Consider the following 26,190-nt stretch of genomic DNA (forward strand, 5'->3'; position numbering starts at 1 on the left):
GTTCCGCAGCCTTGCGATGGACGCTAGCACAATTCCGGACGCATGCGTATGTGGCTGCGCGGGCGACGATCCGTCGCCTCTGCCCATCCCACTTGCGCGCTGGAAAGGGCGACAATGCAACGATGTCCCCGCCCCGCTCCCAGACCCAGACCCGGGCCGAAACCCAGGTCCAGACCCGACCCGCTCCCCGGCCCCTGCCCCCACCTGACGACCCGCGGCTGCTGGAGGACTGGCGCCGGCGGCTCGACGCCGTTCCGGAGGAGGTGCGGACCCTGCTCGCCGAGGTGGTCGCGGCCGGTGGTCCGGCGCTGGCCGACCATTTCTACGGGGACATGCTCGAGGACCCGCGGGCATCGCGCTACCTCAACGTCGACCAGGTGCGGGAGCGGCTCAAGCCCTCGCTGCAGCGCTGGCTGGCCGAGCTGCTGTCCGCCGGAGCGGACGGAGTCGAAGCCCTGCACGCCACCCAGGAGCACGTGGGGCACGTCCATGCCCGCATCGGCATTCCAGTGGACCTGGTCAGCCGCGGTGCACGCAGGCTCAAGGACGACCTCCACGCCGGCATCCGCCAGCGCGCCGGCAGCGAAGGGCTCGCCCTGGAGGCCATCCTCTGCGCCGACGGCCTGGTGGACATCGCCCTGGAATCGATGACCCGCGCCTACAGCCGCTCGCGCGACGCCGCCGGACAGGTCGACGGCGCCTTCCGCCTGTTCTCGCTGATCCAGAACATCGGCACCGAGCGCGAGCGCCAGCGCGCCCTGCTGCTGACCTGGGAGAACGCCCTGCTCTACGCCCTGACGTCGGACGCACCCGGCCCCGCGGCGCCGCTGCAGCTCTCGCGCTCGGAGTTCGGGCTGTGGTTCCTGCACAAGGGCATGGCCAGCTTCGGCGACACCGCCGAGACCCGCGAGGTCAACCTGATCGCCGCGCGCATGGACAGCACCCTGCGCGCCCGCCTGCCCGAGGCCACCACGGCCGCCGCGCGCCGCGAACTGCTGGACGAACTGCGCGCGGGCGCCGACGCCATCCGCAGTCTGGTGACGATGATGTTCGACGGCATCGGCGACCTCGAGTCCGGCCGCGACGCGCTGACCCGCCTGCTCAACCGCCGTTTCCTGCCCACCATCCTCCGCCGCGAGATCGCGCTGCAGGCCAATACCGGGCGCCAGTTCGCGGTGCTGATGCTCGACCTCGACCACTTCAAGTCGATCAACGACACCCACGGCCACGAGGCCGGCGACCGCGCCCTCAAGCATGTCGCCGCGCTGCTGGTCGAAAACACGCGCGGCAGCGACTACCTGTTCCGCTACGGCGGCGAGGAGTTCGTGGTGGTGCTCGGGTCCGTGTCCCTGGACGACGCCATCGCCATCGCCGAGGGCCTGCGCAACGCCATCGCGTCCTCGCCGGTGGTCCTGGCCGACGGCACATCGCTGCCGCTCACCGCCAGCATCGGCGTCGCCGTGCAGGACGGCCACCCGGACTATGAGCGCGTGCTCGCCCGCGCCGACGCGGCCATGTACCAGGCCAAGCGCGGCGGCCGCGACCGCGTGGTGGTGGACGACGGCGGGCTGCCCGATCCGCCGGGCGTTCGCGCCCTGCGCGGCTGATCGGCCCGGCCCACCCGGCTACAATCCGGGGCCCCTGCGCGCGAGCGCGCGCCATGCCGCCCGGACGAACGACGCTGGACAAGACGCCCGAACACACCCCGCTGATGAAGCAGTTCTTCGCCGCCAAGGCGGAGCACCCGGACGTGCTGCTGTTCTTCCGCATGGGCGACTTCTACGAGCTGTTCTACGACGACGCCCGCCGGGCGGCGAAGCTGCTCGACATCACCCTGACCCAGCGCGGCAGCTCCGGCGGCGCGCCGATCCCGATGGCCGGCGTGCCGCACCATTCGGCCGAGGGCTACCTCGCGCGGCTGGTCGCGCTGGGCGAGAGCGTCGCCATCTGCGAACAGGTCGGCGATCCCGCCACCAGCAAGGGCCTGGTCGAGCGCCGGGTCGTGCGCATCGTCACCCCGGGAACCGTCACCGACGAGGCACTGCTGTCCGAGCGCCGCGACACCCTGCTGCTGGCGCTCAGCCGCGGCCGCTCCGGCTATGGCCTGGCCTGGGCCGACCTCGCCGGCGGGCGCTTCCTGGTCAACGAGGTCGCCGGCGACGATGCGCTGGAGGCCGAACTGGCGCGCCTGGATCCGGCCGAGGTGCTGCTGCCTGACGAGGAGGGCTGGCCGCCCTGCGCCACCGCCCGCGGCGGCCTGCGCCGGCGCGCGCCCTGGCTGTTCGACGCCGACAGCGGTCGCCGCCAGCTGCTGCGCTTCTTCGGCCTGCACGACCTCGGTGCCTTCGGCATCGAGGACCGGCCGCAGGCGATCGCCGCGGCCGGCGCCCTGCTCGGCTACGTGGAAGAGACGCAGAAGCAGCGCCTGCCACATCTCACCTCAATCGCGGTGGAGTCCAGCGACGGCGCCATCGCCATGAACGCCGCTACCCGCCGCCACCTGGAACTCGACACCCGGGTCGACGGCGAGCAGAAGCACACCCTGCTCGGCGTGCTCGACAGCACGGTGACGCCGATGGGCGGGCGCCTGCTGCGGCGCTGGCTGCACCGGCCGCTGCGCGACCGCGGGGTGGTCGGCCAGCGCCAGCATGCGGTGGCGGCACTGATCGACGGAGGGGAGGAACGCGACCTGCGCGAGCGTTTCCGCGCGCTCGGCGACGTCGAGCGCATCCTGTCGCGCATCGCACTGCGCTCGGCGCGACCGCGCGACCTGTCGACGCTGCGCGACGCGCTGGACATGCTTCCGGACGTTCGCGCGCTGCTGGCGCCGGTGGACTCGCCGCGGCTGCAGGCGCTGGTCGACAGCCTGGGCGAGCACGCCGCGCAGGCCGCCCTGCTGGCGGACGCGCTGGTGGAGCAGCCACCGGTGCTGGCCCGCGACGGCGGCGTCTTCGCGGACGGCTTCGACGTCGAGCTCGCCGAGCTGCGCCGGCTGTCCACGCACGCCGACCAGTTCCTGCTCGACCTCGAGGCGCGCGAACGCGAAGCCACCGGCATCGCCACGCTCAAGGTCGGCTACAACCGCGTGCACGGCTATTACATCGAGGTCGGCAAGGCCCACGCGGCGAAGGCGCCGACGCACTACACGCGGCGGCAGACGCTCACCAACGCCGAGCGCTACATCACCGAGGAGCTCAAGGGCTTCGAGGACAAGGTGCTGTCCGCGCGCGAGCGTGCCCTCGCACGCGAGCGCCTGCTGTACGAGCAGTTGCTGGACGAACTGAATTTGCACCTGGAATCGCTGAAGCGCTGCGCCGCGGCCCTGGCCGAACTGGACGTGCTGGCAGGCCTGGCCGAGCGCGCGCAGGCGCTGGACTGGGCGCGGCCGGAGCTGGTCGACGCGCCCTGCCTCGAGATCGAGCGCGGCCGCCATCCGGTGGTCGAGACGGTGCGCGAGGAGCCCTTCGAGCCCAATGACCTGGTGCTCGACGGCGATCCCGCCGGCGACCGCCCGCGCATGCTGGTGATCACCGGCCCGAACATGGGCGGCAAGAGCACCTACATGCGCCAGAACGCGCTGATCGTGCTGCTGGCGTACATCGGCAGCTTCGTGCCGGCGGCGCGCGCGCGCATCGGCCCGATCGACCGCATCCTGACCCGCATCGGCGCCGGCGACGACCTCGCCCGCGGCCAGTCGACCTTCATGGTCGAGATGAGCGAGACCAGCCACATCCTCCACCACGCCACCGCCCAGTCGCTGGTGCTGATGGACGAGATCGGCCGCGGCACCTCGACCTACGACGGCCTGGCGCTGGCCGAGGCCTGCGCGCGCCACCTGGCCGAGCACAACCGCTGCTACACGCTGTTCGCAACCCACTACTTCGAGCTGACCGCGCTGGCCACGCCGGGTAGTGGCATCGCCAACGTGCACCTGGACGCGGTCGAGCATGGCGATGCGCTGGTGTTCATGCATGCGGTCAAGCCCGGTCCGGCCAACCGCAGCTTCGGCCTGCAGGTGGCGGCGCTGGCGGGGCTGCCGAAGCCGGTGCTGCGCCAGGCGCGCGCGCGGCTGGCGGAGCTGGAGCAGCAGGGGCCGGCCGCCTCGCCGCCAATGTCGCCGGAGACGCTGGACGCACCGCAGCAGTTCGGGCTGTTCGCGCCCTCCTCGGCTGCGCTCGAGGCGCTGGCCGGCATCGATCCCGACGAACTCACGCCGAAGCAGGCGCTGGAAGCGCTGTACCGGCTCAAGGCGCTGTCATGAACGGACAGCCGCCGGCGGCACCCTCCACCGGCCGCCGCACCGTCAGCGGGCCGACTGATGTGGCCGTGCGCATCGACGCGCTGCTCACCGGCGTCGCCGTGCCCTACACCCGCCCGGGCAGCCGCAGCGCCATCGCCAAGTCGCCGCGCGGCGGCCCGGTGCGGATCGGCGAGCTGGGCCTCGAGGGCGACGAACAGGGTGACACGCGCGTCCATGGCGGCGTCGACAAGGCCGTCCACCATTACCCCTTCGAGCACTACGCCGCCTGGCGCGCCGAACTTGGAGGGCCGCCGGTGCCGGAAGCGCCCGGCGCCTTCGGCGAGAACATCAGCGGCACGGGGCTGGACGAAGGCACCGTCTGCCTCGGGGACCGGTTCACCCTGGGCGGCGCGCTGCTGGAAGTCAGCCAGGGCCGGCAGCCCTGCTGGAAGCTCAACGACCGCTTCGGCGTGCGGGACATGGCGCGCCGCGTGCAGGACAGTGGGCGCACCGGCTGGTACTACCGGGTGCTGCGGCCCGGCGTCGCGCAGGCCGGCGACCTGCTCGCGCTCGTCGAACGCCCGTGGCCGGACTGGCCGCTGCAGCGGCTGATGCGCCTGCTGGCGACGCGCAGCACGGATCCGGAGCTGCTGCGCGCGGCGCTCGCGCTGCCGCTGGTGCCCTCGTGGCGGATGCTGATCGAGCGCCGGCTGGAATCCCGCCAGGCCGAAGACTGGACCCGCCGGATCGAAGGCCCACCCGGTCACTGAGGACACGCAAAGGGGGGAGCCCGGGCGCCCTAGGACGCGTCGATGTCCCCCAGCGCCCGGATCAGCCGCCGCGCGCGCTTGTCCGGCCTTCCCTCCGGCGGCCTGAAACCGTCGCGAGCCGCCTTGCGCAGCTCCAGCGCCTCCTCGCGCGCTGTGCGCGAAGCCTCCGATTCCCTGTACAGCGCCTGCGCGACGGGTGCCGGACCACGATCGTCCGACAGTCCCAGCACCTCGACCTCGAACACATCGTCGCCGCGGACCACGCGCAGGGCGTCTCCCACGCGCACGGCGCGCGAGGGCTTCGGCCGCTGGCCACCCAGCTCGACCTTGCCGGTTTCCACCGCCTGTCTGGCCAGCGTCCGCGTCCGGAAGAAACGCGCCGCCCAGAGCCAGACATCGATGCGCACGGAGACCCCGGCGGCCTGTCCGCTGTGTGCTGCAGTCATCGTGGGATTCTAACGCCGTCGTCCTCGCACCTGACGCGATCCCACCCAGGCCATCGGGGCGCAAGCGATCCCCTGCGGAGAGTCACGCACTCCCGCGCGACGTCGCAGACGTTCGCGATCCCGCAACGAAAACGGCCGCCCGATGGGCGGCCGTCAGTGACGCGTCGAAGCGGCCGGCTTACTTGGCAGCCGACTCCGCGGCGGCGGCGGCTTCGGCAGCGGCCTTCGCGCGCGCCTTGGCGTTGCCCGCCAGGTCTTCCTTGATGCGCGCCTTGCGGCCTTCCAGCTCGCGCAGGTAGTACAGCTTGCCGGCGCGCACGGCGCCGCGGCGCTTGACCTCGACCGAGTCGATCGCGGCGCTGTGGCTCTGGAACACGCGCTCCACGCCGTAGCCGTGGGAGATCTTGCGCACGGTGAACGAGGAGTTCAGGCCGGCGTTCTTCTTGGCGATGACCACGCCCTCGTAGGCCTGGACGCGCTCGCGGTTGCCCTCCTTCACCTTGACGTTGACGATCACGGTGTCGCCCGGGCCGAAGACCGGAAGCTCGCGGGTCGCCTGCTCGGTCTCGAAGTTCTGGAGCAGCGTGTTGAGGGAGGGCTTGTTCATGGTGGTGGGTGCCTGTTGGTAGTGCCCTGTGGGCTGTTCTAGCGCGAGTGCACGTGGACCCGCGTCTTGGCGTGGTTACAGCTAGCCGCGCATTGTAACCCGGTTTTCCCCTTCGGTGCCAGCGGCCTAGCCTGCGTCCGGGGGCAGCACGGCCGGTGGCAGGCCGGCCTCGGCCAGGGCCTCGTCGAGCAGGCGGCAGTCGGCTTTCGACAGCGCACCGGGGTCGATCAGGTCCGGTCGCCGCTGCCAGGTGCGCAGCAGCGACTGCTGCCGGCGCCAGCGGGCGATGCCGGCGTGGTTGCCCGACAGCAGCACCGGCGGAACGGCACCCAGCGGGTGCTCGACCGGGCGGGTGTAGTGCGGGCAGTCCAGCAGCAGCGGCCCGCCCGCTTCGCCCTCCGGCGCCTCGAAGCTGTCCTGGGCGGCGGACTCGGCGTCGTTCAGCGCGCCCGGCAGCAGCCGCGCCACCGCGTCGACCACCACCGCCGCGGCGAGCTCGCCCCCGGACAGCACGTAGTCGCCGATCGAGAGTTCCTCATCCACCTCGGCCGCCAGCAGGCGCTCGTCGACACCCTCGTAGCGCCCGCACAGCAGCACCAGCCGCGGCAGGCCGGCCAGTTCGCGGACCTTCGCCTGGTCGAGCGGCCGGCCCTGCGGGCTCATGTAGACCACGCGAGCGGGCGCGGGATCGGCGGCACGGGCCGCGGCCAGCGCAGCGCGCAGCGGGTCGATCAGCATCACCATGCCCGGTCCGCCGCCGAAGGGGCGGTCATCGACGCGGCGATAGTTGCCTTCGGCGTAGTCGCGCGGATTCCAGCCGTGCAGCGACAGCAGGCCGCGCTCGCCGGCGCGGCCGACCACGCCGTGCCCGGCCACCTGGGCGACGAAATCGGGGAAGAGGCTGACGACGTCGATGCGCATCGGCGCCGTGGCGTCGGCCGCCATGGCTAGAACTCCGGATCCCAGTCGACCGTGACCAGGCCGGCCTCGAAGTCGACCGAGACCACGTAGTCGGGCGTGACGAAGGGGATCATCCGCTCGCGGTCGCCCTGCGCCACCAGCACGTCGTTGGCGCCGGTGGAGAACAGGTGCGAGACCGTGCCGAAGTCGACGCCCTCGACGTTGGCCACGCGCAGGCCCTCGAGATCGACCCAGTAGTACTCGCCCGGGGCCGGCGGGGGCAACGCCGAGCGCGGCACCCAGACCTCGGTGCCGCGCATGGCCTCGGCGGCGTCGCGGTCCTCGATGCCGGGCAGCGTCGCCACAAGGCCTTTGCCGCCTTCGCGGCCCCGCGCGCCCGCGAGCTCGCGTTCGCGGCCCTGGGCGTCGCGCAGGATCCAGGGCTGGTAGCGGAAGATCGCCCGCTCCGGATCGGTGAACGACTCCAGCTTCAGCTCCCCACGCACGCCGAAGGCGCCGTGGACCCTGCCCAGCAGGATGCGGCGCCCTTGGGTGTCCATGATGCAGGATGCGGCCGCGCCCGGAGGCGCGGCCCGGGCATCAGGCGGCGGCTGCCGCCGACGCCTTGGCCGCTTCCTTGTACAGGTCGCTGACCTTGTCGGTCAGCTGCGCGCCCTGCGCGACCCAGTGGTCCACGCGGGCGGTGTCGAGCACCACGCGCTGCTCGGCGCCCTGGGCGACGGGGTTGTAGTAGCCCACGCGCTCGATGTTGCGGCCGTCCCGCGCGCTGCGCGAGTCGGTGACGATGATGTGGTAGAAGGGGCGCTTCTTGGCGCCGCCGCGGGTGAGGCGGATCTTGACCATGGTGATTTCCGTGTTGCCCAGTCGCCAGGATGGCGAGGTAAGCCGCGAATTGTAGCGCAGGGCGTTGCCATGTGCGACATCCTGCCGGCAGGGCGCAGGACCGCCCCCGGGCGGTGGTTCAGAAGGGCTCCCAGGGCGATGCCGCCAGCAGCGCACGCAGCCATGCGCCGAAGCGTGCGTCGCCGCCGAACACATGGCCGTCGATGGCCGCGATGTCCTGGATGCCCGTCGAGTTCAGCGCGAAGGCGGCACGGTACGCGCCGATCGCGTCGAGTCTCACGGGAATACTGCGCTGCGGGATCGCGGCCTGTGCCAGCGCCTGCCGGAGCAGGGACAGGGTCACGCCCGCAAGCACGGGGCCTTCCGGCCAGGTCGCGGTCTCGCCATCCCAGAGCGCGATGTTCCAGAACGTGCCTTCGGCGATGGACCCGTCGGCGGTGACGAACAGCGCATCGTCGCAGCCCCCTCCTGCGCCGCCCGGCGCGCTTCGAGCTGGTGGTCGAGGGCGAGGTGCTTGACCTCGGGCAGCGCGCGCGGCCCCGGGTGCGCACGCACCCGCAGCGGCTGCGGCGACGCATGCCGCGGCGGTTCGATGTCGACGTCGACCTGCAGCGCATCGCCCACGGACTGGATGCGGATGCGGAGGGTGCAGTCGCCTTCATCCATGCCCGCGGCGGCGAGGGCCCCGCGGGCACGCGAGCGCAGCGCGTCCGGTCCCGGTGCGGTTCCGTACATCCGCAGCGAGGCCTGCCGCAGCCGGTCGACGTGCAGGTCGCGCCCCTGCACGCAGCCCCCGCGCACCTGCAGGGTGGTGAAGTGGCCGGCCGCCGCCGGATCCCGTCCGGCCATCGGGCTCAGCGGAACGGCATCGCGCCGCGCCCGCCCATCATCCCCTGCAGGCCGCGCATCATGCCCTTCATGCCGCCGCGGCCCAGCTTGCCCATCATCTTTTCCATCTGCTGGTACTGCTTCATCAGCTTGTTGACGTCGGCCGGAGTGACACCGGAGCCGGCGGCAATGCGCTTGCGCCGCGAGCCGTTGAGCAGCGCCGGGTTGCGGCGCTCCTTCTTCGTCATCGAGTTGATGATGGCGACCATGCGCGGCACTTCCTTGCCGGTGACCTGGTTCTTCACCGCATCGGGGATCTGGCCCATGCCCGGCAGCTTGTCCATCAGGCCGTGGATGCCGCCCATGTTCTGCATCTGCTCGAGCTGGTCGCGCATGTCGTTCAAGTCGAACTTCTTGCCCTTGGCGACCTTCTCGGCGAGCTTCTGCGCCTTGTCCCTGTCGACCTGGCTCTCGACCTGCTCGACCAGCGACAGCACGTCGCCCATGTCGAGGATGCGGCTGGCGATGCGGTCGGGGTGGAAGACGTCCAGCCCGTCGACCTTCTCGCCGGTGCCGATGAACTTGATCGGCCGGCCGGTGATGTAGCGCACGCTGAGCGCGGCACCGCCGCGGGCGTCGCCGTCGGTCTTGGTCAGCACCACGCCGGTCAGCGGCAGCGCCTCGCTGAAGGCCTTGGCGGTGTTGGCCGCGTCCTGGCCGGTCATGGCGTCGACCACGAACAGGGTCTCGACCGGCTTGACCGCGGCGTGCAGCTCCTTGATCTCGGCCATCATCGCTTCGTCGATGGCGAGGCGGCCGGCGGTGTCGACCAGCAGCACGTCGATGAAGGACTTCCTCGCGTCCTCGACCGCGGCCCGGACGATGTCGGCCGGCTTCTGCGAGGCGTCCGACGGGAAGAAGCGCACGTCGACCTGGTCGGCCAGGGTCTTCAGCTGCTCGATGGCGGCCGGACGATAGACGTCCGCGCTGACCACCATCACCTTTTTCTTCCGCTTCTCCTTCAGGAGCTTGGCGAGCTTGCCGACGGTGGTGGTCTTGCCCGCGCCCTGAAGGCCGGCCATAAGGATCACCGCCGGGGCCGGCACGTTGAGGTTGAGGTCGGAGGCGGCCGCGCCCATGACCGCGGTCAGCTCGTCGCGCACGACCTTGATCAGGGCCTGCCCGGGCGTCAGCGACTTCAGCACTTCCTGGCCGACGGCGCGCACCTTGATGCGCTCGATCAGGGCCTGCACCACCGGCAGCGCGACGTCGGCCTCGAGCAGCGCGATGCGGACCTCGCGGGTGGCCTCGCGGATGTTCTCCTCGGTCAGCCGGCCGCGGCCGCGCAGGCGCTCGATGGTGCCGGAGAGGCGCTGGGTGAGGGATTCGAACATGCGGGGACCCGGTGCGTGGGAATGCGGACCGGCAAGTATAGCTTTCGCCCCCTCGGGAGCCGTCGCGCGCCCTGTGGGAGCCGTCGCGCCCTGTGGGAGCCGTCGCGCCCCGTGTGGGAGCGGCTACAGCCGCGATGCCCTGGGCCGATCGCGGCTGTAGCCGCTCCTACAAAAAGGGGGGGGCGGCTCAGTCGGCCTCGGGTTTCCGCCGCCGCGCCGGCGGACCGCGGCGGCGGACGCTGTCGCGGACGTCGACTTCGAAGGACAGGGCCAGAGGGGCGTCGCCGTCGCCATCGCTGTCGCCGGCCGGGAGCGTGAATTCCAGGGCGTCGCGGCACGGAAGACGCGAGACGTACCCGCGCACCGCCGCCTCGGGCAGGCCGAAGTCCCAGCCCTCGTCGCCTGCACTGAAGGCCGGTGCTTCGCCGGCAACCATCCGCAGCCGCTGCCGCAGCACCGCGCCGGCGCCGGCGGCAGTCGCATTCTCGACGCGCTCCCCGGCCAGCAGTCGCGCGAGTTCGTCCTCGCCGATGCGCAGCCGCAGCGACTGGCCCTGGAGCTGGACCTTCATCGCGTCCCCGGGGCGGAGCGCTGCTCCGCGTCCGACGCTCGCCCGCCAGCATGCCCGTGCGAATGACCATCGTGCGAATGGTCGTGGGACCCATCCGCGACTGCTGCTTCGTTCTGCCCGGCCTCATCGACGCCACACAGCGAGCAGCCTTCGCTCCAGACGCTGTCGCCGTCCTCGTAGTGCTCCTGCTTCCAGATCGGGCTGGTGTGCTTGACCCGCTCGATCAGCTCGCGGCAGGCACGGAAGGCCTCGTCGCGGTGCGGGGTGCCGGCGGCGATCACCACCGCCAGGTCGCCCACGCCCAGCCGGCCCTTCGCGTGCGCGACGTAGAGCTTCACTTTCGGCCCGAAGCGGGTGTCCATGTCCTCGCAGATGTCGCGGAAGCCGTTCAGGGCCAGCGGCTCGAACATGTCGTAGCTGACGCCGGTCACCACGCGGCCGTGGTTCAGGTCGCGCACCCGACCGACGAACATCGTCATGCCGCCGAAGCCCGGATCAGAGACGAATCCCATCGCCGCCGCCGGATCCAGCGGCCCCTCGGCGACGTCGGTGACCGCACAGTGGAAGCGTTCCATGCTCATCCTCCGCTCACCGGCGGCAGCACCGCCATGGCCACGCCGGGGACCAGGGCCTCGGTGTCGCGCATCACGGCTGTTTCGCTGGCGAAGGCCGAGACCTTGAGCAGCTCCGGCCGGTACGAGGGCCAGTGTTCGCGAGCATGCCGGTCCAGCGCCTCGCGCAGGTCGGCCACGCGCGCGCCCTCGGGAACCTCCAGCTCGATCCGCGCGCCGGGATCGTGCGCCTTGAATGCGCCAAACAGGCTCAGCTCGACCTTCACTCCAGCACCTCTCCGATCATCGGGGCCTCCAGGTGCCCCGGGCCGTATACGTCGACCATCTGGCCCGCCTCCAGCGCCATCGATTCCGCAGGCACGACGATCCAGGCATTGGCCACCAGCAAGGGCAGCACCTTGAACGACTCCTGCCCCTTCAGCACCCGTGCGCGCAGGCCGCCGTCGACCAGCTCGACCAGGCCCTTGAGGTGGAAGCGCAGCTCCGCGCGCTTGCTCCAGGCCGCGGCCAGCGGCATCCGCAGGGGGCGCTCCGGCGCCATGCCGGACATCGCGCGCAGCGCCGCCTCGGTGAAGAAGCGGAAGCCGACCGCGCCCGAGGCCGGATTGCCGGGCAGGCCGAAGAACAGCGCACCGCTGGCCAGGCGCGCGAACAGCAGCGGCCGGCCCGGGCGGATCCGGACCTTGTGGAAGAGGATGTCGGCGCCGACGCCGCGCAGGGCGTCGGGCACGAAGTCATGCCGCCCCATGGACACCGCGCCGGTGCTCAGCACCACGTCGGCGCCCGCGGCGAGCGCGCGCTCCAGCACCGCCAGGAAGACCTCCGGCTCGTCGGTGACCGTCTCGCGCAGCACGACCTCCGCGCCCGCGGCTTCCACCCGCGCGGCGAGGTAGGGTCCGTTGCTGTTGCGGATCTCGCCGGACGCCAGCGGCTGCGCCGGATCATCGACCAGCTCGCGCCCGGTGTTGATGATCGCCACCCGGACGCGACGCCGCACGGCGATCGAAGGCACGCCCAGCGAGGCCAGCACCATCAGCTCGTTCGCGCCGATGCGGCGCCCCGCGGGGACCGCCGGCGCGCCGCTGGCGATGTCCTCGCCGCGCAGGCGCACGTTGTCGCCCGGCCGCACGTCGGCGGCCAGCCGGATGCGGCTCGGGCGAGCCTCGCCAGTGCGCGCGAGGATCTCGACGCGTTCGATCGGCACCACGCTGTCCAGGCCGTCCGGCATTCGCGCGCCGGTCATGATTTCCCAGGCGCCCTCGCCCGCCGTCGCGGCGGCGTCGCCGGCGACCTGCGAACCGCGGACGTCGAATTCGCGGCCCGCTGCCAGCGTCTCGCCGGCCGCGCGCAGCGCGAAACCGTCCATCGCCGAATTGTCGAACGGCGGCAGGTCGACTTCGCTCGCGACCGCCTCGGCCAGCACCAGGCCCTGCGCGTCCTGCGGGGCGCGCTGTTCGACCGCCAGCGCCCGCGCTTCGCGCAGCACGATGGCCAGCGCCTCCTCGTACGCGAGGTCGCCGCTCACGGGTGTCCCTCGCCGTCGACCATCGCCAGCGCGTGCGCCAGCAGCGGCGCGAGGATGTCCATGCCCTGCTTCGCCGCGCGCTGGCTGCCCGGCAGGGCGAACACCAGCATGCGGCCCACCTGCACCACCTCGGCCCGGCTCAACCAGGCCATCGGCGTGTGCTTCGCGCTTTCGCTGCGGAACATCTCGGCCAGCCCGTCGACGCTGCGGTCGGCGGCCGCGCGCAGCGCTTCGGGCGTGGCGTCGTTCGGCCCCAGGCCGGTACCGCCGGTGCACAGCGCGATGCGCACGCCCTCGGCGGCCAGCGCGCGCAGGCGCCCGGCCAGCGGCTCGACGCCATCAGGCAGGAGTTCGGCATCGGCCACGCGCGCGCCCAGGCGGCGCAGGCCGTCCACCAGCACGGGGCCGGACCGGTCCTCGTACTCCCCCGGCTGGCGCGGTCGCTGAGCGTCAGCACCGCGCAGGGCACCTCGTCCAGGCGCGCGAGGTCGCGCGGCCGGTAGTGCGCGCGCTCCGCGTCGTCCATGCCTTCCGGATGCAGCCACAGTCCGCTCTTGCCGCCTTCCTTGAACAGCAGGCGGATGCCGCCGATGCCCAGCGCAGGCTCAACCGGCTTGGTCAGGTCGTAGAGCGTGAGCAGCGCGGCGTTCGCGCCGGCCAGCGCCTCCATCTCGACCCCGGTGCGGGCTTCGGTGGCGCATTCGCAGTAGACGCGGATGGCGTGGCGCTCCGGCACCGGCACGCAGCGGACCTGGACCAGTTCCAGCGGCAGCGGATGGCACAGCGGCATCAGCACCGAGGCCATCTTGGCGCCCTGCAGGCCGGCGATCTCGGCCATCACCAGGGCATCGCCCTTGGGAAGCCGGCGCTCGACGATCAGCGGGAAGGCGTCGCGACCGGCGGCCAGTTCGCCCACCGCCACCGCGCGTCGGCGGGTGGGCCGCTTGTTGCGGATGTCGGCCATGTGGAATGCGGCCGGACTGTCATTCGTCATGCTGTGGCTCATCCTCCGATGGATGCCAGGTGCGGGGTCAGGCCGGTCTCCCCCTGGTGCAGGCCGTGGCCGGCAGCCTTGAGGCCGAGCTGGGTGGTGATGCGCGCCACCAGGGCGTCGAAGTCGTCGTCGGACTGCAGCAGGTGGCGCAGGCCGATGCCGAAGTCGCCGAACAGGCACAGCCGCAGGTCACCGCGCGCGGTCACGCGCAGGCGGTTGCAGCCGGCGCAGAAGTCCTTCGAGTACGGCGCGATGATGCCGATGCGGCCCTTGTAGTCCGGATGGGAGTACTCGCGCGCCGGGCCGGCGTCGGGCGCTCGCGGGCGCTGCGTCCAGCCGGCGGCGGCGATCTGCTCTTCCAGCGCCTCGGCGCGCACGTGGTGGCGTTCGAAGAACTCGAGGTTGTCGCCGGTCCGCATGAGCTCGATGAAGCGGACGGCGACGTCGCGCCCGCGCAGGTACTCGAACCAGCCGGGCAGTTCATCGTCGTTGCGGCCGCGCAAAAGGACCGCGTTGAGCTTGACCGAGTCGAAGCCCAGGCCCAGCGCCATTTCCACGCCTTCCGTCACCTCGGCGAAGCGGTCGTGGCCGGTGATCTCGCGGAAGCGCTCCGGATCCAGGCTGTCCAGGCTGACGTTGAGCGCGGTCAGCCCCGCCTCGCGCCAGGCGGCGACGTGCCGCGGCAGGTGGGTGCCGTTGGTGGTGATGGCGATGCGCCGGATCCCCGGCACCGCCGCCACGGTGGACATGATGTCGAGGAGATCCTTGCGCAGCGTCGGCTCGCCGCCGGTCAGGCGGATCTTGCTCATGCCCACCGCGGCGAAGCCGCGCACCAGGCGGCGGATCTCGTCGAGCTCGAGGAACCGCGGCCGGCCGTCGGCGTGGTAGCCGTCCGGCAGGCAATAACTGCAACGGTAGTTGCACGCCTCCGTCAGGGAGAGGCGCAGGTACGGGAACGACCGCCCGAAACGGTCGACCAGGGCAGCCATGTTGTCGCTCCATTCCGATACAGGGGAAGCCGGCCCGTTTCCAGTCCGACCCGGTGGCCCGTGAAGGCCACGGCCCGGGCGCCATATCCCTGCTGGACACAGGCGGCCGGGCTTGAGTGCCACGGGGCACGAGGCCCCGCTTGGCGACAGCATAGCGCCTCCGCCGCGAGGCGGCGTCGCGCGTTCAGGCGGAAGGTGGCGTATGCGACACTTCGCGGATGATTCCCGTCCTCTTCGCGATCGCGCTCTATCTGGCGGCCGCCGGCCTGCTGGTGTCGCGGATCCGCCACGGCCGCTATGGCGGCGCGTGGCCGGCGCTGGCCGTAGGCGCGATGCTCGCGCACGCGCTCGAGCACGTGCTGGCCTGGCGCAGCCTCGGCGGCGCCGACATGCATTTCTTCGCCGCGATTTCGCTGGTGACGCTGGGCATGGCCTTGCTGACCACGGCGGTGGCCGTGCGCGGGCGCATGGCGTCGCTGGGCGTGGTGGTCTTCCCGATCGCGGCGCTGGCCCTGCTCCTGAACCATCTGCACGGCCACCTGCCGCCCGAGCCGCTGGACTGGCGCCTGCAGCTGCACGCCTGGCTGGCGCTGCTGGCCTACGCCACCCTCGCCGTGGCCGCCCTGCTGGCGCTGATGCTGTGGCTGCAGGAGCGCGCGCTCAGCCGCCGCGAGATACACGACTGGCTGCGGGCCCTGCCGCCGCTGGTGGAGCTCGAGAGCCTGCTGTTCCGCACCATCACCACCGGCTTCGTGCTGCTCAGCGCCACACTCCTGACCGGCGTGCTGTTCGTCGAGGACCTGCTGGCGCAGCACCTGCTGCACAAGACGGTGCTCAGCGTGATGTCGTGGCTCGTCTTCGGCGTGCTGCTGCTCGGGCGCTGGCGGCGCGGCTGGCGCGGGCGGGCGGCGGTGCACTGGACGCTGGCGGCGATGGTGCTGCTGGTGCTGGCCTTCTTCGGCAGCAAGTTCGTGCTGGAACTGGTGCTGCAGCGGGCCTGAAGCCACCCCGCGAGCCGACAGCGGCCCGCCTCTCCCGGTACCTTCCGGCGTGGAGGGCCGGCTACCCCGCGGCGTCGATGGCGTCGGCCAGGCGCTCGACCGCGACCACCTCCAGCCCCTTGTACATGCCCGACTTCGGCGCGTTGGCCTTAGGCACGATCGCGCGCACGAAGCCGTGGGTGGCCGCTTCCTTCAGCCGCTCCTCGCCATTGGGAACCGGACGGATCTCGCCTGACAGGCCGACCTCGCCGAAGGCGATGGTCTTGTCGGCCAGCGGCCGGTCCTGCAGCGAGGACAGCACCGCCAGCAGCACCGGCAGGTCCGCCGCGGTTTCCTGCACGCGGATGCCGCCGACCACGTTGACGAAGACGTCCTGGTCGCCCACCGCGATGCCGCCGTGGCGGTGCAGCACCGCCAGCAGCATGGCCAGCCGGTTCTGCTCCATGCCCACCGCCACCCGCCGCGGGTTCGACAGCGGCGAGCTGTCGACCAGGGCCTGCACCTCCACCAGCAGCGGCCGCGTGCCCTCGCGGGTCACCATCACGCAGCTGCCCGGCTGCCGGGTGGCGCCGGACAGGAAGATGGCCGAAGGGTTGGGCACTTCCTTCAGCCCTTTGTCGCCCATGGCGAACACGCCCAGTTCGTTGACCGCGCCGAAGCGGTTCTTGAACGCCCGCAGCACGCGGAAGCGGCTGCCGGAATCGCCTTCGAAGTAGAGCACCGCGTCGACCATGTGCTCGAGCACGCGAGGACCGGCGATGCCGCCCTCCTTGGTCACGTGCCCGACCAGGAACACCGCGGTGCCGGTCTCCTTGGCGTAGCGCACCAGGCGCGCTGCGGACTCCCGCACCTGGCTGACCGAACCGGGTGCCGCGGTCAGCGTGTCGGTCCAGAGCGTCTGTACGGAATCCGCGACGATCAGCTTCGGGCCCAGCTTCGCGGCGTGGCCGAGGATGTGCTCGACACAGGTCTCGGCCAGCGCATTCACGCCATCCAGCGCCAGGCCCAGGCGATGGCCGCGGCCGGCCACCTGCGCGAGGGATTCTTCGCCGGTCACGTACAGGCCGGGCAGCGCCGCCGACATGCTGGCCACCGCCTGCAACAGCAGGGTCGACTTGCCGATGCCCGGATCGCCGCCCACCAGCACCACCGCGCCCTCGACCAGGCCGCCGCCGAGCACGCGGTCGAACTCGCCGATGCCGGTGGTGACGCGGATCTCGTCGGCCTGGCGCACCTCGGCAAGCGGGGTGACCTTCGGTGCCTCGGTCTTGCCCGCCCAGCCACCGCGGCGCGCGGGAGCGGCCGCCTTCATCGAGGCCGCGCTCTCGAGCACGATCTCGGACACCGTGTCCCAGGCCCCGCAGGCGCCGCACTGGCCCTGCCACTTGCTGAAATCGGCGCCGCATTCGCTGCAGACGAAGGCGGTGCGGGCCTTGACGGTCGTTTTCGCCACGTCGGCGGTTCCTGCTCGAGGGCCGGGCAGGATAGCGGCCGCGAGTCGCGTGGTGCGAGACCTGGCGTACGCGGAAGTCGCAGGCCCGCGCGCGGCCACATGCCGCGAAGCAGGCCCGGGAGATCAGGGTTCGCGACTCGCGGACCCCGCCGTGCCCCCGGCTTGATTCCCGTCCCGTACGATCCACGGCCGCGGAAGGCCCAGCCACCCACGCACGCGCCAACGCTCGTAAAAGGACATCACCAGCCGGGCGCCGGGCTTCTCGACATGCCGGTAGCTCACATGCGCCAGGGCGACCATGACCACGCTCGCCACCAGGATTGCCGCGAGGTCGGACAGGCCCGTTTTGGTCAGGTACCCGATCACCGTGACCCCCAGGTTCTGGTGCAGCAGGTAGAGCGAATACCAGACCACCGACCCAGGCGAGCGCGCGGACAGCGGCAGGCTGCCAGTCCGGCGCGCGCCAGAGCAGTCCCAGGAACGCGAGGACGGCCGCCGCGAGCCCGGCATCGACCAGCCAGTCGCCCGGGCGGTGGATCACGTACAGGATCGCCGCCATGGCTCCGAGGCAGGCCGCCGGAACGACCCGCCTTTCGAAGATCCCGTACCAGCCGGCCATCCCGGCGAGGAGGTACGGCCACCAGTTGGCGATCAGCAGATAGGTCCAGGCCGACCCGAGGGGCAGCGACGCAACCGCGGCCAGCGCCAGCACGCCGATCCAGAAGCGCTCCTTCAGGCACGCCCAGGCGATGGCCACGTACACATAGAACCTGGCCTCGACGGCCAGGCTCCAGTAGGCCCCGTCCACATAGCGCTGTCCGAACAGCTTGGCGTCCATGGTCAGGCTGGCGAGCAGATCCGCCCGGCTCCGGTGGAAGGATTCCGGACCCCAGGCATTCAGGGTGAACGTGAGGAGCGCAGCGACGAGCAGCGCCGGATACAGCCGCCCGAACCTCCGCACGCCGAAATGCAGCGCCCCACGGGAACGCAGCACCGTCATCGTGATGACCAGGCCGGACACCACGAAGAACAGGTGCACGCCGTAGGCGCCGAGCTCGAACCATCCCGGGTACACCCGGTCGAAGCCGTACAGGTCCGGCCACCGGACGGTGTAGTGGAAGGCGAGCACCATGAGGATGGCGATGCCCCGGTAGGCGTCGATGATCTGGTTCCGGCCTGTCGGCGTGGTCATGGCGCGCTGTTCCCGAAGAGGAGCGCGGCCCGCGCAGGGGTGCGCGGACCGCCATCCGGGGACACGGTGACGCCGCCGGCGGCCGGCCAACAGCCGCCAGGAGGCTCGCAGCGGCCACAGATGCGTCCCCGCGCGCAGCTTGCCCGGCACCCCGTGCTTTGACCGCGCCGCGGCCACGCCCCTACAATGCACGGCCCGCCGGAATAGCTCAGTTGGTAGAGCGGCGCATTCGTAATGCGTAGGTCGTAGGTTCGATTCCTATTTCCGGCACCAGCACCACGGAAAAGGCCGCCCCCTCGGGCGGCCTTTTCCGTTCGCGCGCCGGCCGCGTGGACACCGCGGACTCAATCGACCAGCCGCAGCCTGAGCTCCTTCGGCAGCGCGAACACCATGCTCTCGGGCTCGCCGTCGAGTTCGTGCACGCCGCCCGCGCCCAGCTCGCGCAGTCGCGCAAGCACGCCCTCGACCAGGACGTCCGGGGCGGAGGCACCGGCGGTCACGCCCACGTGGTGGCGGCCTTCGATCCAGCGCGGGTCGATCTCGTCGGCGCCGTCGATCAGGTAGGCCTCCACGCCCTCGCGTTCCGCCAGCTCGCGCAGGCGGTTGGAGTTGGAACTGTTGGGCGAACCCACCACCAGCACCAGGTCGCACTCGGCGGCCAGCCGGCGCACCGCGTCCTGGCGGTTCTGGGTGGCGTAACAGATGTCGTCGTTCTTCGGCCCCTGGATCGCGGGGAAGCGCCGGCGCAGGGCCTCGATCACGCTGCGGGTGTCGTCCACCGAGAGGGTGGTCTGGGTGGTGTAGGCGAAGTTGTCGGGCTGTCCGACTTCCAGCGCCTCGACGTCGTCCACGTCCTCGACCAGGTAGATGTTGCCGCCGCCGCCCTCGCGGCTCCACTGCCCCATCGTGCCCTCGACCTCAGGGTGCCGGGCGTGGCCGATCAGCACCACGTCGCGACCGGCGCGGCAGTGGCGCGCGACTTCGAAGTGGACCTTGGTCACCAGCGGGCAGGTGGCGTCGAACACCTTCAGCCCGCGGCGCTCGGCCTCGTCGCGCACGGCCTGGGACACGCCGTGGGCGCTGAAGATCACGGTGTTGCCGTCGGGCACTTCGTCCAGTTCCTCGACGAAGATCGCCCCGCGCTGCTTCAGGTCATCGACCACGTAGCGGTTGTGGACCACCTCGTGGCGGACGTAGATCGGCGCGCCCAGGGTCTCGATCGCGCGCTTGACGATCTCGATCGCGCGATCGACGCCGGCGCAGAATCCGCGGGGGTTGGCGAGGATGATGTCCATGCCGTGATTCTACCCCCGCGGCCGGGCTCAGGCCCGCGGCTTCCCGGGCGCCAGGATCCCGAACAGGGCGATGCCGATCGCCCCGCCGACGATGGCCGAGTCGGCGAGATTGAAGGCCGGCCAGTAAAGATCGCGCCAGTGCCACTGGATGAAGTCGATCACGTGCCCGTGCTGCAGGCGGTCGATGACGTTGCCGATGGCACCGCCGATCACCAGCGAGAACGGCAGGGCCGTGCGCCAGTCGGCGCGCGGAGTACGGGCCAGCCAGGCCACCAGCAGCCCGCTGATGCCGAGGGCGAGCGCGGTGAAGAACCATTTCTGCCAGCCGCCGGCGTCGGACAGGAAGCTGAAGGCGGCCCCGGTGTTGTACGTGCGGTACCAGTTCCAGAAGCCCTCGATCACCGGGATCGGCGTGTACTCGGGCAGACTGGCCAGCACCCATTGCTTGCTGACCTGGTCGAGCACCAGCACCAGCAGCGAGACCAGCAGCCAGGGCAGCGCATTGGGCCGGGGCTTCAGAACCACAGGCGTTCCTCCCCGGAACCGTCCACGTTCGAGACGCAGCGCGTGCACAGCTGCGGATGCGCCTCGACCGCGCCGACGTCGGCCCGCCGCTGCCAGCAGCGCACGCACTTGGGCTTGCCGGTGGGCGCGGCGGCGACCGTGATCTCGCGCGCCGCGTCGTCCACCACCAGGGCGACGTCGCCGCTGATGAAGAAGAAGCGCAGTTCGTCCACCAGGCCGGAAAGCCGGTTCTGGTCGGCCACGCCGCAGGCCAGCGTGATCTCCGCATCCAGGGCCGCGCCGATGGCGCCGCTGGCGCGCATCGGTTCCAGCACCCTGGCGACCTGCTCGCGCAGGCGCAGCAGCTCGTCGAACTCGCGCGCCGACAGCGGTGCGTGCTCGTCGAGCGGCGCCAGGCCCGTGTACCAGGTGGCGAAGACCACGTTGTCCTCGCGCGCGCCCGGCAGGTGCCCCCACATCTCGTCGGCGGTGAACGCCAGGATCGGCGCGATCCAGCGCACGAAGGCTTCGGCCACGTGGTACATCGCTGTCTGCGCACTGCGCCTGCCGCGCGAGTCCTCGCGCATGGTGTAGAGCCGGTCCTTGGTGACGTCGAGGTACAGCGAGCCCAGGTCCACGCTGCAGAAGTTCATCAGCAGCTGCACCACCTCGGCGAAGTCGTAGCGTGCGCAGGCATCGACGATCTTCTGCTGCACTTCCCAGGCGCGGTGCACGATCCAGCGGTCCAGGGCGACCATGTCGCCAGGGGCCACCAGGTGCACGGCGGGATCGAAGCCGTGCAGGTTGCCGAGCAGGAAGCGCGCGGTGTTGCGGATCCGGCGGTAGGCGTCGGCGTTGCGCTTCAGGATCTCCTTCGACAGCGACATCTCGTTGCTGTAGTCGGCCGAGGCGATCCACAGGCGCAGGATATCCGCGCCCAGCGTCTTCATGATCTCCTGCGGCTCGATGCCGTTTCCGAGCGACTTCGACATCTTGCGGCCGTGCTCGTCGACGGTGAAGCCATGGGTCAGGCACTGCCGGTACGGCGCCGCGCCGTCGATGGCGATGCCGGTCAGCAGCGACGACTGGAACCAGCCCCGGTGCTGGTCCGAACCCTCCAGGTAGAGGTCGGCCGGCTTGCCCAGGCCGCGCGCGGCGAGCACGCATTCGTGGGTGACGCCCGAGTCGAACCAGACGTCGAGGATGTCGGTGACCTTGTCGTAGTCCGCGGCCTCTTCGCCCAGCAGCTCGGCCGGATCGAGGTCGAACCAGGCGTCGATGCCGCCCTGCTCCACCCGGTCCGCCGCGGCACGCATCAGATCGCTCGAGCGCGGGTGCGGCTCGCCGGTCTCGCGGTGCACGAACAGCGCGATCGGCACGCCCCAGGTGCGCTGGCGCGAGATCGTCCAGTCCGGGCGCCCTTCGACCATGCCGGCGATGCGCGCTTCGCCCCAGGCCGGGAACCATTCAACGCCCTCGATCGCGGCCAGCGCGTCACGACGCAGCCCCGCCTTGTCCATCGAGATGAACCACTGCGGCGTGGCGCGGAACGCGACCGGCGTCCGGTGGCGCCAGCAGTGCGGGTAGCTGTGCTCGATCTTCGCCAGCGCCAGCAGCGCGCCGCTGGCGCGCAGGGCGTCGACGATGGCGTCGTTGGCCTTCCAGATGTGGATGCCGGCCAGTCCGGTCCCGTCCGCCGCGGGCGTCGAGGGCAGATACACGCCGCGAGCGTCGACCGGGTTCATCTGCGCCGCCGTGTAGCGCTCGAGGATGCCGTACTGCTGCGCGGCGGCGAAGTCCTCCTGGCCGTGGCCGGGCGCAGTGTGCACGGCGCCGGTGCCGTCGTCGTCGGTGACGTGGCCGCCAGTGATCAGGGGGATGTCGCGCTCGCCGTAGAACGGATGCGCAAGCAGCTGGCCCTCGAGCGCGATACCGGCGGCATGGCCGTGCACCCGCACCTCGTCCACCCCGTAGCGTGCCAGCACCTTCGACGCCAGCGAGGACGCCACCACCAGCCAGCGCGCGCGGCCCGCGTGCGCCGGCCCTTCGACCAGCGCGTATCCGATCTCCGGCCCCAGGGACACCGCCAGCGAGGCCGGCAGCGTCCACGGCGTGGTGGTCCAGATCGGCACCGCGAGCTCGACGCCCCCGGGCAGGACGACGCCGAAGGCGCGCGCCAGCGCCGCGGGATCGCGCGCCGGATACGCCACGTCCACCGCCGGCGAGACCTTGTCCTGGTATTCGATCTCGGCCTCGGCCAGCGCCGAGCCGCAGTCGAAGCACCAGTACACGGGCTTCGCGCCGCGCACCAGGTGGCCGTTGTCGATCACTTTCGCCAGCGCGCGCATCTCGTCGGCTTCGAACCCCGGATCGAGCGAGAGATACGGATCCTCCCAGTCGCCGAGCACGCCCAGCCGCTTGAAGTCCTTCCGCTGCAGGTCGACCTGCGACAGCGCGTACTCGCGGCAGGCCTGGCGGAAGGCCGCCGCGTCAAGCTTCGCACCGACGCGGCCGTGCTTCTTCTCGATCGCGATCTCGATCGGCAGGCCGTGGCAGTCCCAGCCCGGGATGTAGGGCGCGTCGAAACCGGCGACCGTCTTCGAGCGGACGATGATGTCCTTCAGGATCTTGTTGACCGCGTGCCCGAGGTGGATCGCGCCGTTGGCATAGGGCGGGCCGTCATGCAGCACGAAGCGCGGGCGACCCGCGGCATGCCTGCGCAGGCGCTGGTACAGGCCTTCGGCCTCCCAGCGCGCCAGTGTGTCCGGCTCCCGCTTCGGCAGGTCGCCGCGCATCGGGAATGCGGTCTCGGGCAGGAGGATGGTGTGCTTGTAGCGCTGGCTGTCGTCGGTCACGCGGTCGCTCGCTGCGGGGTCTGCATCAGTATCTCGCGCGCCCGGACGGCGTCGCGCTCCATCTGCGCGACCAGGGTCGGCAGGTCGGGGTACCTCTCCTCGTCGCGCAGCCGCGCGACGAATTCCACTTCGATGCGACGACCGTACAGGTCGCCGTCGAAGTCGAACAGGTGGGCCTCCAGCAGCGGCTCGACGCCGTCCACCGTCGGCCGGGTGCCGAAACTCGACACCGAAGGCCAGGGCGCGTCGCCGACGCCGTGCACTCGGGTCGCGTAGATGCCCTGCAGGGCCGGCACCCTGCCGCCGAAGCGCAGGTTGGCGGTGGGGAAGCCGAGCGTCCGCCCGAGCTCGCGGCCGCGGACCACGCGCCCGCCGATGGCGTAGGGACGGCCGAGCAGGCGCGCCGCGGCGGTGAAGTCGCCGACGGCCAGAGCGGCACGGATGCGGGTGCTGGACACCCGCTCGCCATCGAGCCGCACCGGCTCGATTTCCCCGGCCGTGAAGCCCAGGCGCGCGCCCGCGGCCTGCAGGGTGCCGAGGTCTCCGGCGCGGCGGTTGCCATAGCGGAAGCCGGGGCCGACCCAGACCTCGCGCGGGCGAAGGCGACCGGCCAGCACGCGCTCGGCGAAGTCGTCCGGCGTCATGGCTGCGAACGCGCGGTTGAAGCGCAGCAGGCCCACCAGGTCGGCACCGAGGCCGCACAGGCCTTCGACGCGCGCCCGCGGCAGCATCAGCCGCGGTGGCGGCGCTGCGGGCGAGAAGAACTCCCTGGGCAGAGGCTCGAAGCTCAGCGCCACCAGCGGCAGGCCGAGGTCGCGCGCGCGCCCGGCGGCATGGCGCACCAGCGCCTGGTGGCCCAGATGCAGGCCGTCGAAGGCGCCGATGCAGGCCACGCTGCCTTCGGGGCACAGGGGCCCGCCGTCGACGTCGCGGAACAGCTGCTTCATGGGATCCAGGATGGTGTGGCGCTGCCGCCGGCGGCAGCAGGCCCGACCGGGGTCGGCCTGCAAGTATACCGGCGGCGGCGCGGCGCCCCCTGCCCGCGACGGAGGTCCGACAGGGCGCTGACTCAGTGGCGCAGGTCCCGCGGCCGCAGCCCCAGCGCCAGCATCGCGGCGGCGTAGGCCAGGGCGCCCGCGGCGACCACCGCCAGCAGCAGTGCCGCCCGCAGCAGCAGGCTCTCGATCGCCGTCCAGTCCCCGATCCAGATGCGCAGGGCCACCACCGCCGCGGCCATCGTCATGCAGGCCACGGCCAGCCGCAGCCAGAACACGCCCCAGCCCGGCTGCGGCCGCATGAGGCCGGCGCGCTTCAGGTAGCGCCACAGCAGCCAGGCATTGACGATTCCCGCCAGCCCCGTGGCCAGGGCGATGCCGCCGTGCGCGCCGGGCACCTGCCACAACCAGAGCGGCGTGGTGAAGGCGATGGTCATGAGTACGTTGGCGACGACGGTGATGATCGCCGCGCGCATCGGCGTCTTCGTGTCCTGCCGGGCATAGAACGCCGGGGCCAGAACCTTGGTCAGCATGAACGCCGGGACGCCGATGCTCATCGCCGCCAGGCTGATGGCCGCCATGCGGGTGTCGTGCGGGGTGAAGCGGCCCCCCTGGTAGACCACCGCGGTCAGCGGCTCCGCCAGCAGCAGCAGGCCGATCGCCGCGGGCACGCCGGCGAGCAGCGCCATGCGCAGCGCCCAGTCGAGCGCGGCGCCATAGCCCTCGCCGTCCTCCGCCGCGTGGCGGCGCGACAGGTGCGGCAGGATCACCGTACCGATGGCCACGCCGAACAGGCCCAGCGGGAACTCCACCAGGCGGTCGGACAGGTACAGCCAGGTCTGGCTGCCGGTGACCAGCAGCGACGCGAACACCGTGCCCACGAGCAGGTTGAGCTGTGCCACCGAGGACGAGAACAGCGTCGGCACCATCAGCTTCGCCACCCGCCGCACGTCGGGGTGCCTGAAGCCCGGCCTGAAGCGCGGCCGCAGCCCCAGCCGGCCCAGCGCCGGCCACAGCACCGCCAGCTGCAGCACACCGGCCACCAGCACGCCCCAGGCCAGGGCCATCACCGGCTCCTCGAAGTATCGCGACACCCAGACGATGGCCGCGATCATCACCAGGTTGTGCAGCACCGGCGTCGCCGCCGGCAGCGCGAAGCGGCCGAAGCTGTTGAGTACCGAGGCCACCAGCGCCATCAGCGAGATGAAGACGAGGTAGGGGAAGGTGATGCGCAGCATGTCCGCGATCAGCTCCAGCTTCGCGGGATCATCGATCGCACCCGGGGCGAACAGCCGCGCAAGCAGCGGCGCCGCCAGCATCCCGACCGCCGCGAACACCAGTACGGTGGCCAGCAGTGCGCCGGCCATCGCATCCAGGAACTCCTTGAGCGCGCGCTGGTCGCCGCGTTCGCGCAGTTCGTTGAACACGGGCACGAAGGCCATCTGCACCGAACCCTCGGCGAAGATCCGCCGCAGGTAGTTCGGGATGCGGTAGGCGATGACGAAGGCGTCCATGGCCACCGAGACGCCGAACACGCGCGACTGCAGCGCGTCCCGCAGGAACCCGGCGATCCGCGACAGCAGGGTCATCGCGCTGAACACCGCGGTCGAGCGCAGCAGCCCGCCACCGCGACGACCGCCGCCACCCGGAGGACCGGCGGCCTGCCCGGCCGGGGCACCGGCGGCGGGCATCGTCGCCGCCGGATCGAGCCCTGCGCAGGACGCGTCCGGAGGCGTCCGCCCGCCCTCGCCCGGCCCCTCCGAGCTGTCCCGGACGGTCCCGTTCATGCCCGCCACTCGCCTTGGACCCGATTCTTGACGCAAGCCCCTGATTCCCCCATAATTTCCGGCTCGCTCGACCCGAATTCCAACTTTACACCCGTTTCCAGGATCCCATCGTGGCCAACATCAAGTCCTCCAAGAAGCGCGCCAAGCAGGCCGTCGTGCGCAACCTGCGCAACAACAGCCAGCGTTCGCAGATGCGCACCGCCGTCAAGAAAGTGCTGAAGGCGCTCGACGCCAACGACGCAGCGGGCGCGCAGGAGGCCTTCAACGCCGCGCAGCCGCTGCTCGACCGCTTCAGCGCCCGCGGCCTGATCCACAGGAACAAGGCCGCCCGCCACAAGAGCCGCCTGATCGCGCGTATCAAGGCGATCAAGGCCGCCTGAGGCAGCAGCCCGCTCCGCGACGCCCGGA

General features: G+C 71.6%; 25 protein-coding genes, 1 tRNA gene, 2 pseudogenes and 1 riboswitch. Of the genes and pseudogenes, 6 read left to right on the plus strand and 22 right to left on the minus strand.

Features of this window, described 5'->3' with window-relative positions; all coding sequences use genetic code 11:
- Positions 1 to 194 precede the first annotated feature (194 nt).
- The 3 genes from FPZ22_RS02790 to FPZ22_RS02800 are packed head-to-tail and all read left to right on the plus strand — an operon-like array spanning position 195 to position 5,010.
- Complete coding sequence (locus FPZ22_RS02790; RefSeq protein ID WP_425463030.1) at positions 195 to 1,607, plus strand: diguanylate cyclase; 1,413 nt, start codon at positions 195 to 197, stop codon at positions 1,605 to 1,607.
- A 53-nt stretch (positions 1,608 to 1,660) separates the two neighbouring features.
- Complete coding sequence (gene mutS, locus FPZ22_RS02795; RefSeq protein ID WP_144890048.1) at positions 1,661 to 4,261, plus strand: DNA mismatch repair protein MutS; 2,601 nt, start codon at positions 1,661 to 1,663, stop codon at positions 4,259 to 4,261.
- On the plus strand, positions 4,258 to 5,010 hold the full coding sequence (locus tag FPZ22_RS02800) for an MOSC domain-containing protein (protein WP_144890051.1): 753 nt from the start codon (positions 4,258 to 4,260) through the stop codon (positions 5,008 to 5,010). The genes mutS and FPZ22_RS02800 overlap by 4 nt, the downstream gene beginning before the upstream one ends.
- Positions 5,011 to 5,039: 29 nt before the next feature.
- On the opposite strand, the gene FPZ22_RS02805 is transcribed toward FPZ22_RS02800, so the two are convergent.
- The 14 genes and pseudogenes from FPZ22_RS02805 to moaA all read right to left on the minus strand — a co-directional run bounded on the left by FPZ22_RS02805 (position 5,040) and on the right by moaA (position 14,700).
- Positions 5,040 to 5,456 carry an RNA-binding S4 domain-containing protein gene (locus FPZ22_RS02805; RefSeq protein WP_144890053.1) on the minus strand — a complete coding sequence of 139 codons (417 nt, stop codon included), beginning with the start codon at positions 5,454 to 5,456 and terminating at the stop codon, positions 5,040 to 5,042.
- A 178-nt stretch (positions 5,457 to 5,634) separates the two neighbouring features.
- Complete coding sequence (gene rplS, locus FPZ22_RS02810; RefSeq protein WP_144890056.1) at positions 5,635 to 6,063, minus strand: 50S ribosomal protein L19; 429 nt, start codon at positions 6,061 to 6,063, stop codon at positions 5,635 to 5,637.
- Positions 6,064 to 6,189: 126 nt separating this feature from the next.
- A complete protein-coding gene (trmD, locus tag FPZ22_RS02815; protein ID WP_144893875.1) occupies positions 6,190 to 6,984 on the minus strand; it encodes a tRNA (guanosine(37)-N1)-methyltransferase TrmD in 795 nt (264 codons plus the stop codon).
- Between the two features lie 26 nt (positions 6,985 to 7,010).
- On the minus strand, positions 7,011 to 7,523 hold the full coding sequence (gene rimM, locus FPZ22_RS02820) for a ribosome maturation factor RimM (protein ID WP_144890059.1): 513 nt from the start codon (positions 7,521 to 7,523) through the stop codon (positions 7,011 to 7,013).
- A 40-nt stretch (positions 7,524 to 7,563) separates the two neighbouring features.
- Positions 7,564 to 7,827, minus strand: a complete 264-nt coding sequence (rpsP, locus tag FPZ22_RS02825) for a 30S ribosomal protein S16 (RefSeq protein WP_144890062.1) — start codon at positions 7,825 to 7,827, stop codon at positions 7,564 to 7,566.
- Between the two features lie 118 nt (positions 7,828 to 7,945).
- Positions 7,946 to 8,275: an aminotransferase class IV gene (locus FPZ22_RS13920; RefSeq protein WP_144890065.1), complete on the minus strand. Its 330-nt coding sequence runs from the start codon at positions 8,273 to 8,275 to the stop codon at positions 7,946 to 7,948.
- Complete coding sequence (locus FPZ22_RS13925; RefSeq protein WP_144890067.1) at positions 8,167 to 8,676, minus strand: aminotransferase class IV; 510 nt, start codon at positions 8,674 to 8,676, stop codon at positions 8,167 to 8,169. The genes FPZ22_RS13920 and FPZ22_RS13925 overlap by 109 nt, the downstream gene beginning before the upstream one ends.
- Before the next feature lie 5 nt (positions 8,677 to 8,681).
- Positions 8,682 to 10,049 (minus strand): signal recognition particle protein, encoded by a 1,368-nt coding sequence (gene ffh / locus FPZ22_RS02840; RefSeq protein ID WP_144890069.1) that lies wholly within the window; start codon positions 10,047 to 10,049, stop codon positions 8,682 to 8,684.
- 187 nt (positions 10,050 to 10,236) lie between these two features.
- Entirely contained in the window at positions 10,237 to 10,620 is a 384-nt protein-coding gene (locus tag FPZ22_RS02845) for a hypothetical protein (protein WP_144890072.1), read from the minus strand.
- Positions 10,617 to 11,195, minus strand: a complete 579-nt coding sequence (locus FPZ22_RS02850) for a molybdenum cofactor biosynthesis protein MoaE (protein WP_144890075.1) — start codon at positions 11,193 to 11,195, stop codon at positions 10,617 to 10,619. The genes FPZ22_RS02845 and FPZ22_RS02850 overlap by 4 nt, the downstream gene beginning before the upstream one ends.
- 2 nt (positions 11,196 to 11,197) lie before the next feature.
- Positions 11,198 to 11,458, minus strand: coding sequence for a MoaD/ThiS family protein (locus FPZ22_RS02855; protein ID WP_144890077.1), 261 nt, complete (start codon positions 11,456 to 11,458; stop codon positions 11,198 to 11,200).
- A complete protein-coding gene (locus FPZ22_RS02860) occupies positions 11,455 to 12,717 on the minus strand; it encodes a molybdopterin molybdotransferase MoeA (RefSeq protein WP_144890080.1) in 1,263 nt (420 codons plus the stop codon). The genes FPZ22_RS02855 and FPZ22_RS02860 overlap by 4 nt, the downstream gene beginning before the upstream one ends.
- Positions 12,714 to 13,681: pseudogene (gene moaCB / locus FPZ22_RS02865) on the minus strand (bifunctional molybdenum cofactor biosynthesis protein MoaC/MoaB). Before moaCB ends, FPZ22_RS02860 begins: the two are co-directional and overlap by 4 nt.
- Positions 13,682 to 13,719: 38 nt before the next feature.
- The gene (moaA, locus tag FPZ22_RS02870; protein WP_144890083.1) at positions 13,720 to 14,700 is read right to left on the minus strand and encodes a GTP 3',8-cyclase MoaA; all 981 of its coding nucleotides are present in this window, start codon (positions 14,698 to 14,700) and stop codon (positions 13,720 to 13,722) included.
- A riboswitch (molybdenum cofactor riboswitch) is annotated at positions 14,692 to 14,831 on the minus strand. (Overlaps the previous gene by 9 nt.)
- 87 nt (positions 14,832 to 14,918) lie before the next feature.
- Here moaA and FPZ22_RS02875 point away from each other — a divergent pair.
- The gene (locus tag FPZ22_RS02875; RefSeq protein WP_144890085.1) at positions 14,919 to 15,701 is read left to right on the plus strand and encodes a cytochrome C assembly family protein; all 783 of its coding nucleotides are present in this window, start codon (positions 14,919 to 14,921) and stop codon (positions 15,699 to 15,701) included.
- Positions 15,702 to 15,762: 61 nt separating this feature from the next.
- Here FPZ22_RS02875 and radA read toward each other — a convergent pair whose 3' ends face one another.
- From radA to FPZ22_RS14370, 3 genes and pseudogenes are all read right to left on the minus strand, one after another.
- Positions 15,763 to 17,154, minus strand: a complete 1,392-nt coding sequence (radA, locus tag FPZ22_RS02880) for a DNA repair protein RadA (RefSeq protein WP_144890088.1) — start codon at positions 17,152 to 17,154, stop codon at positions 15,763 to 15,765.
- A gap of 123 nt (positions 17,155 to 17,277) precedes the next feature.
- On the minus strand, positions 17,278 to 17,568 hold the full coding sequence (locus FPZ22_RS02885; protein ID WP_144890090.1) for an acyltransferase family protein: 291 nt from the start codon (positions 17,566 to 17,568) through the stop codon (positions 17,278 to 17,280).
- A gap of 91 nt (positions 17,569 to 17,659) precedes the next feature.
- Positions 17,660 to 18,346, minus strand: a pseudogene (locus FPZ22_RS14370) (acyltransferase family protein); the annotation flags it as partial.
- A gap of 197 nt (positions 18,347 to 18,543) precedes the next feature.
- Here FPZ22_RS14370 and FPZ22_RS02895 point away from each other — a divergent pair.
- Positions 18,544 to 18,619: transfer RNA gene (locus FPZ22_RS02895), tRNA-Thr, on the plus strand.
- Positions 18,620 to 18,690: 71 nt separating this feature from the next.
- On the opposite strand, the gene ispH is transcribed toward FPZ22_RS02895, so the two are convergent.
- From ispH to murJ, 5 genes are all read right to left on the minus strand, one after another.
- Positions 18,691 to 19,641, minus strand: a complete 951-nt coding sequence (gene ispH / locus FPZ22_RS02900; protein ID WP_144890093.1) for a 4-hydroxy-3-methylbut-2-enyl diphosphate reductase — start codon at positions 19,639 to 19,641, stop codon at positions 18,691 to 18,693.
- Between the two features lie 27 nt (positions 19,642 to 19,668).
- Positions 19,669 to 20,166 (minus strand): signal peptidase II, encoded by a 498-nt coding sequence (gene lspA, locus FPZ22_RS02905; RefSeq protein WP_144890096.1) that lies wholly within the window; start codon positions 20,164 to 20,166, stop codon positions 19,669 to 19,671.
- Positions 20,157 to 22,940 carry an isoleucine--tRNA ligase gene (gene ileS / locus FPZ22_RS02910; RefSeq protein ID WP_246120984.1) on the minus strand — a complete coding sequence of 928 codons (2,784 nt, stop codon included), beginning with the start codon at positions 22,938 to 22,940 and terminating at the stop codon, positions 20,157 to 20,159. Before ileS ends, lspA begins: the two co-directional genes overlap by 10 nt.
- A gap of 56 nt (positions 22,941 to 22,996) precedes the next feature.
- The gene (locus tag FPZ22_RS02915) at positions 22,997 to 23,947 is read right to left on the minus strand and encodes a bifunctional riboflavin kinase/FAD synthetase (protein WP_144890101.1); all 951 of its coding nucleotides are present in this window, start codon (positions 23,945 to 23,947) and stop codon (positions 22,997 to 22,999) included.
- Positions 23,948 to 24,069: 122 nt separating this feature from the next.
- Positions 24,070 to 25,584: a murein biosynthesis integral membrane protein MurJ gene (murJ, locus tag FPZ22_RS02920; RefSeq protein ID WP_246120993.1), complete on the minus strand. Its 1,515-nt coding sequence runs from the start codon at positions 25,582 to 25,584 to the stop codon at positions 24,070 to 24,072.
- A 308-nt stretch (positions 25,585 to 25,892) separates the two neighbouring features.
- Here murJ and rpsT point away from each other — a divergent pair, with 308 nt between their 5' ends.
- Positions 25,893 to 26,162, plus strand: coding sequence for a 30S ribosomal protein S20 (rpsT, locus tag FPZ22_RS02925; RefSeq protein ID WP_144890104.1), 270 nt, complete (start codon positions 25,893 to 25,895; stop codon positions 26,160 to 26,162).
- Positions 26,163 to 26,190 lie beyond the last annotated feature (28 nt).

Source organism: Luteimonas granuli, from assembly GCF_007795095.1.
Classification (GTDB): domain Bacteria; phylum Pseudomonadota; class Gammaproteobacteria; order Xanthomonadales; family Xanthomonadaceae; genus Luteimonas; species Luteimonas granuli.

Coding starts and splice junctions, on each gene's coding strand:
- mutS (WP_144890048.1), top strand. CDS start 1,661: ATGCCGCCCGGACGAACGACGCTGGACAAGACGCCCGAACACACCCCG.
- FPZ22_RS02800 (WP_144890051.1), top strand. CDS start 4,258: ATGAACGGACAGCCGCCGGCGGCACCCTCCACCGGCCGCCGCACCGTC.
- FPZ22_RS02805 (WP_144890053.1), bottom strand. CDS start 5,456: ATGACTGCAGCACACAGCGGACAGGCCGCCGGGGTCTCCGTGCGCATC.
- rplS (WP_144890056.1), bottom strand. CDS start 6,063: ATGAACAAGCCCTCCCTCAACACGCTGCTCCAGAACTTCGAGACCGAG.
- trmD (WP_144893875.1), bottom strand. CDS start 6,984: ATGCGCATCGACGTCGTCAGCCTCTTCCCCGATTTCGTCGCCCAGGTG.
- rimM (WP_144890059.1), bottom strand. CDS start 7,523: ATGGACACCCAAGGGCGCCGCATCCTGCTGGGCAGGGTCCACGGCGCC.
- rpsP (WP_144890062.1), bottom strand. CDS start 7,827: ATGGTCAAGATCCGCCTCACCCGCGGCGGCGCCAAGAAGCGCCCCTTC.
- FPZ22_RS13925 (WP_144890067.1), bottom strand. CDS start 8,676: ATGGCCGGACGGGATCCGGCGGCGGCCGGCCACTTCACCACCCTGCAG.
- ffh (WP_144890069.1), bottom strand. CDS start 10,049: ATGTTCGAATCCCTCACCCAGCGCCTCTCCGGCACCATCGAGCGCCTG.
- FPZ22_RS02845 (WP_144890072.1), bottom strand. CDS start 10,620: ATGAAGGTCCAGCTCCAGGGCCAGTCGCTGCGGCTGCGCATCGGCGAG.
- FPZ22_RS02850 (WP_144890075.1), bottom strand. CDS start 11,195: ATGGAACGCTTCCACTGTGCGGTCACCGACGTCGCCGAGGGGCCGCTG.
- moaA (WP_144890083.1), bottom strand. CDS start 14,700: ATGGCTGCCCTGGTCGACCGTTTCGGGCGGTCGTTCCCGTACCTGCGC.
- FPZ22_RS02875 (WP_144890085.1), top strand. CDS start 14,919: ATGATTCCCGTCCTCTTCGCGATCGCGCTCTATCTGGCGGCCGCCGGC.
- ispH (WP_144890093.1), bottom strand. CDS start 19,641: ATGGACATCATCCTCGCCAACCCCCGCGGATTCTGCGCCGGCGTCGAT.
- ileS (WP_246120984.1), bottom strand. CDS start 22,940: ATGCGCGGCGACCTGCCGAAGCGGGAGCCGGACACACTGGCGCGCTGG.
- FPZ22_RS02915 (WP_144890101.1), bottom strand. CDS start 23,947: ATGAAGCAGCTGTTCCGCGACGTCGACGGCGGGCCCCTGTGCCCCGAA.
- murJ (WP_246120993.1), bottom strand. CDS start 25,584: ATGACCCTGCTGTCGCGGATCGCCGGGTTCCTGCGGGACGCGCTGCAG.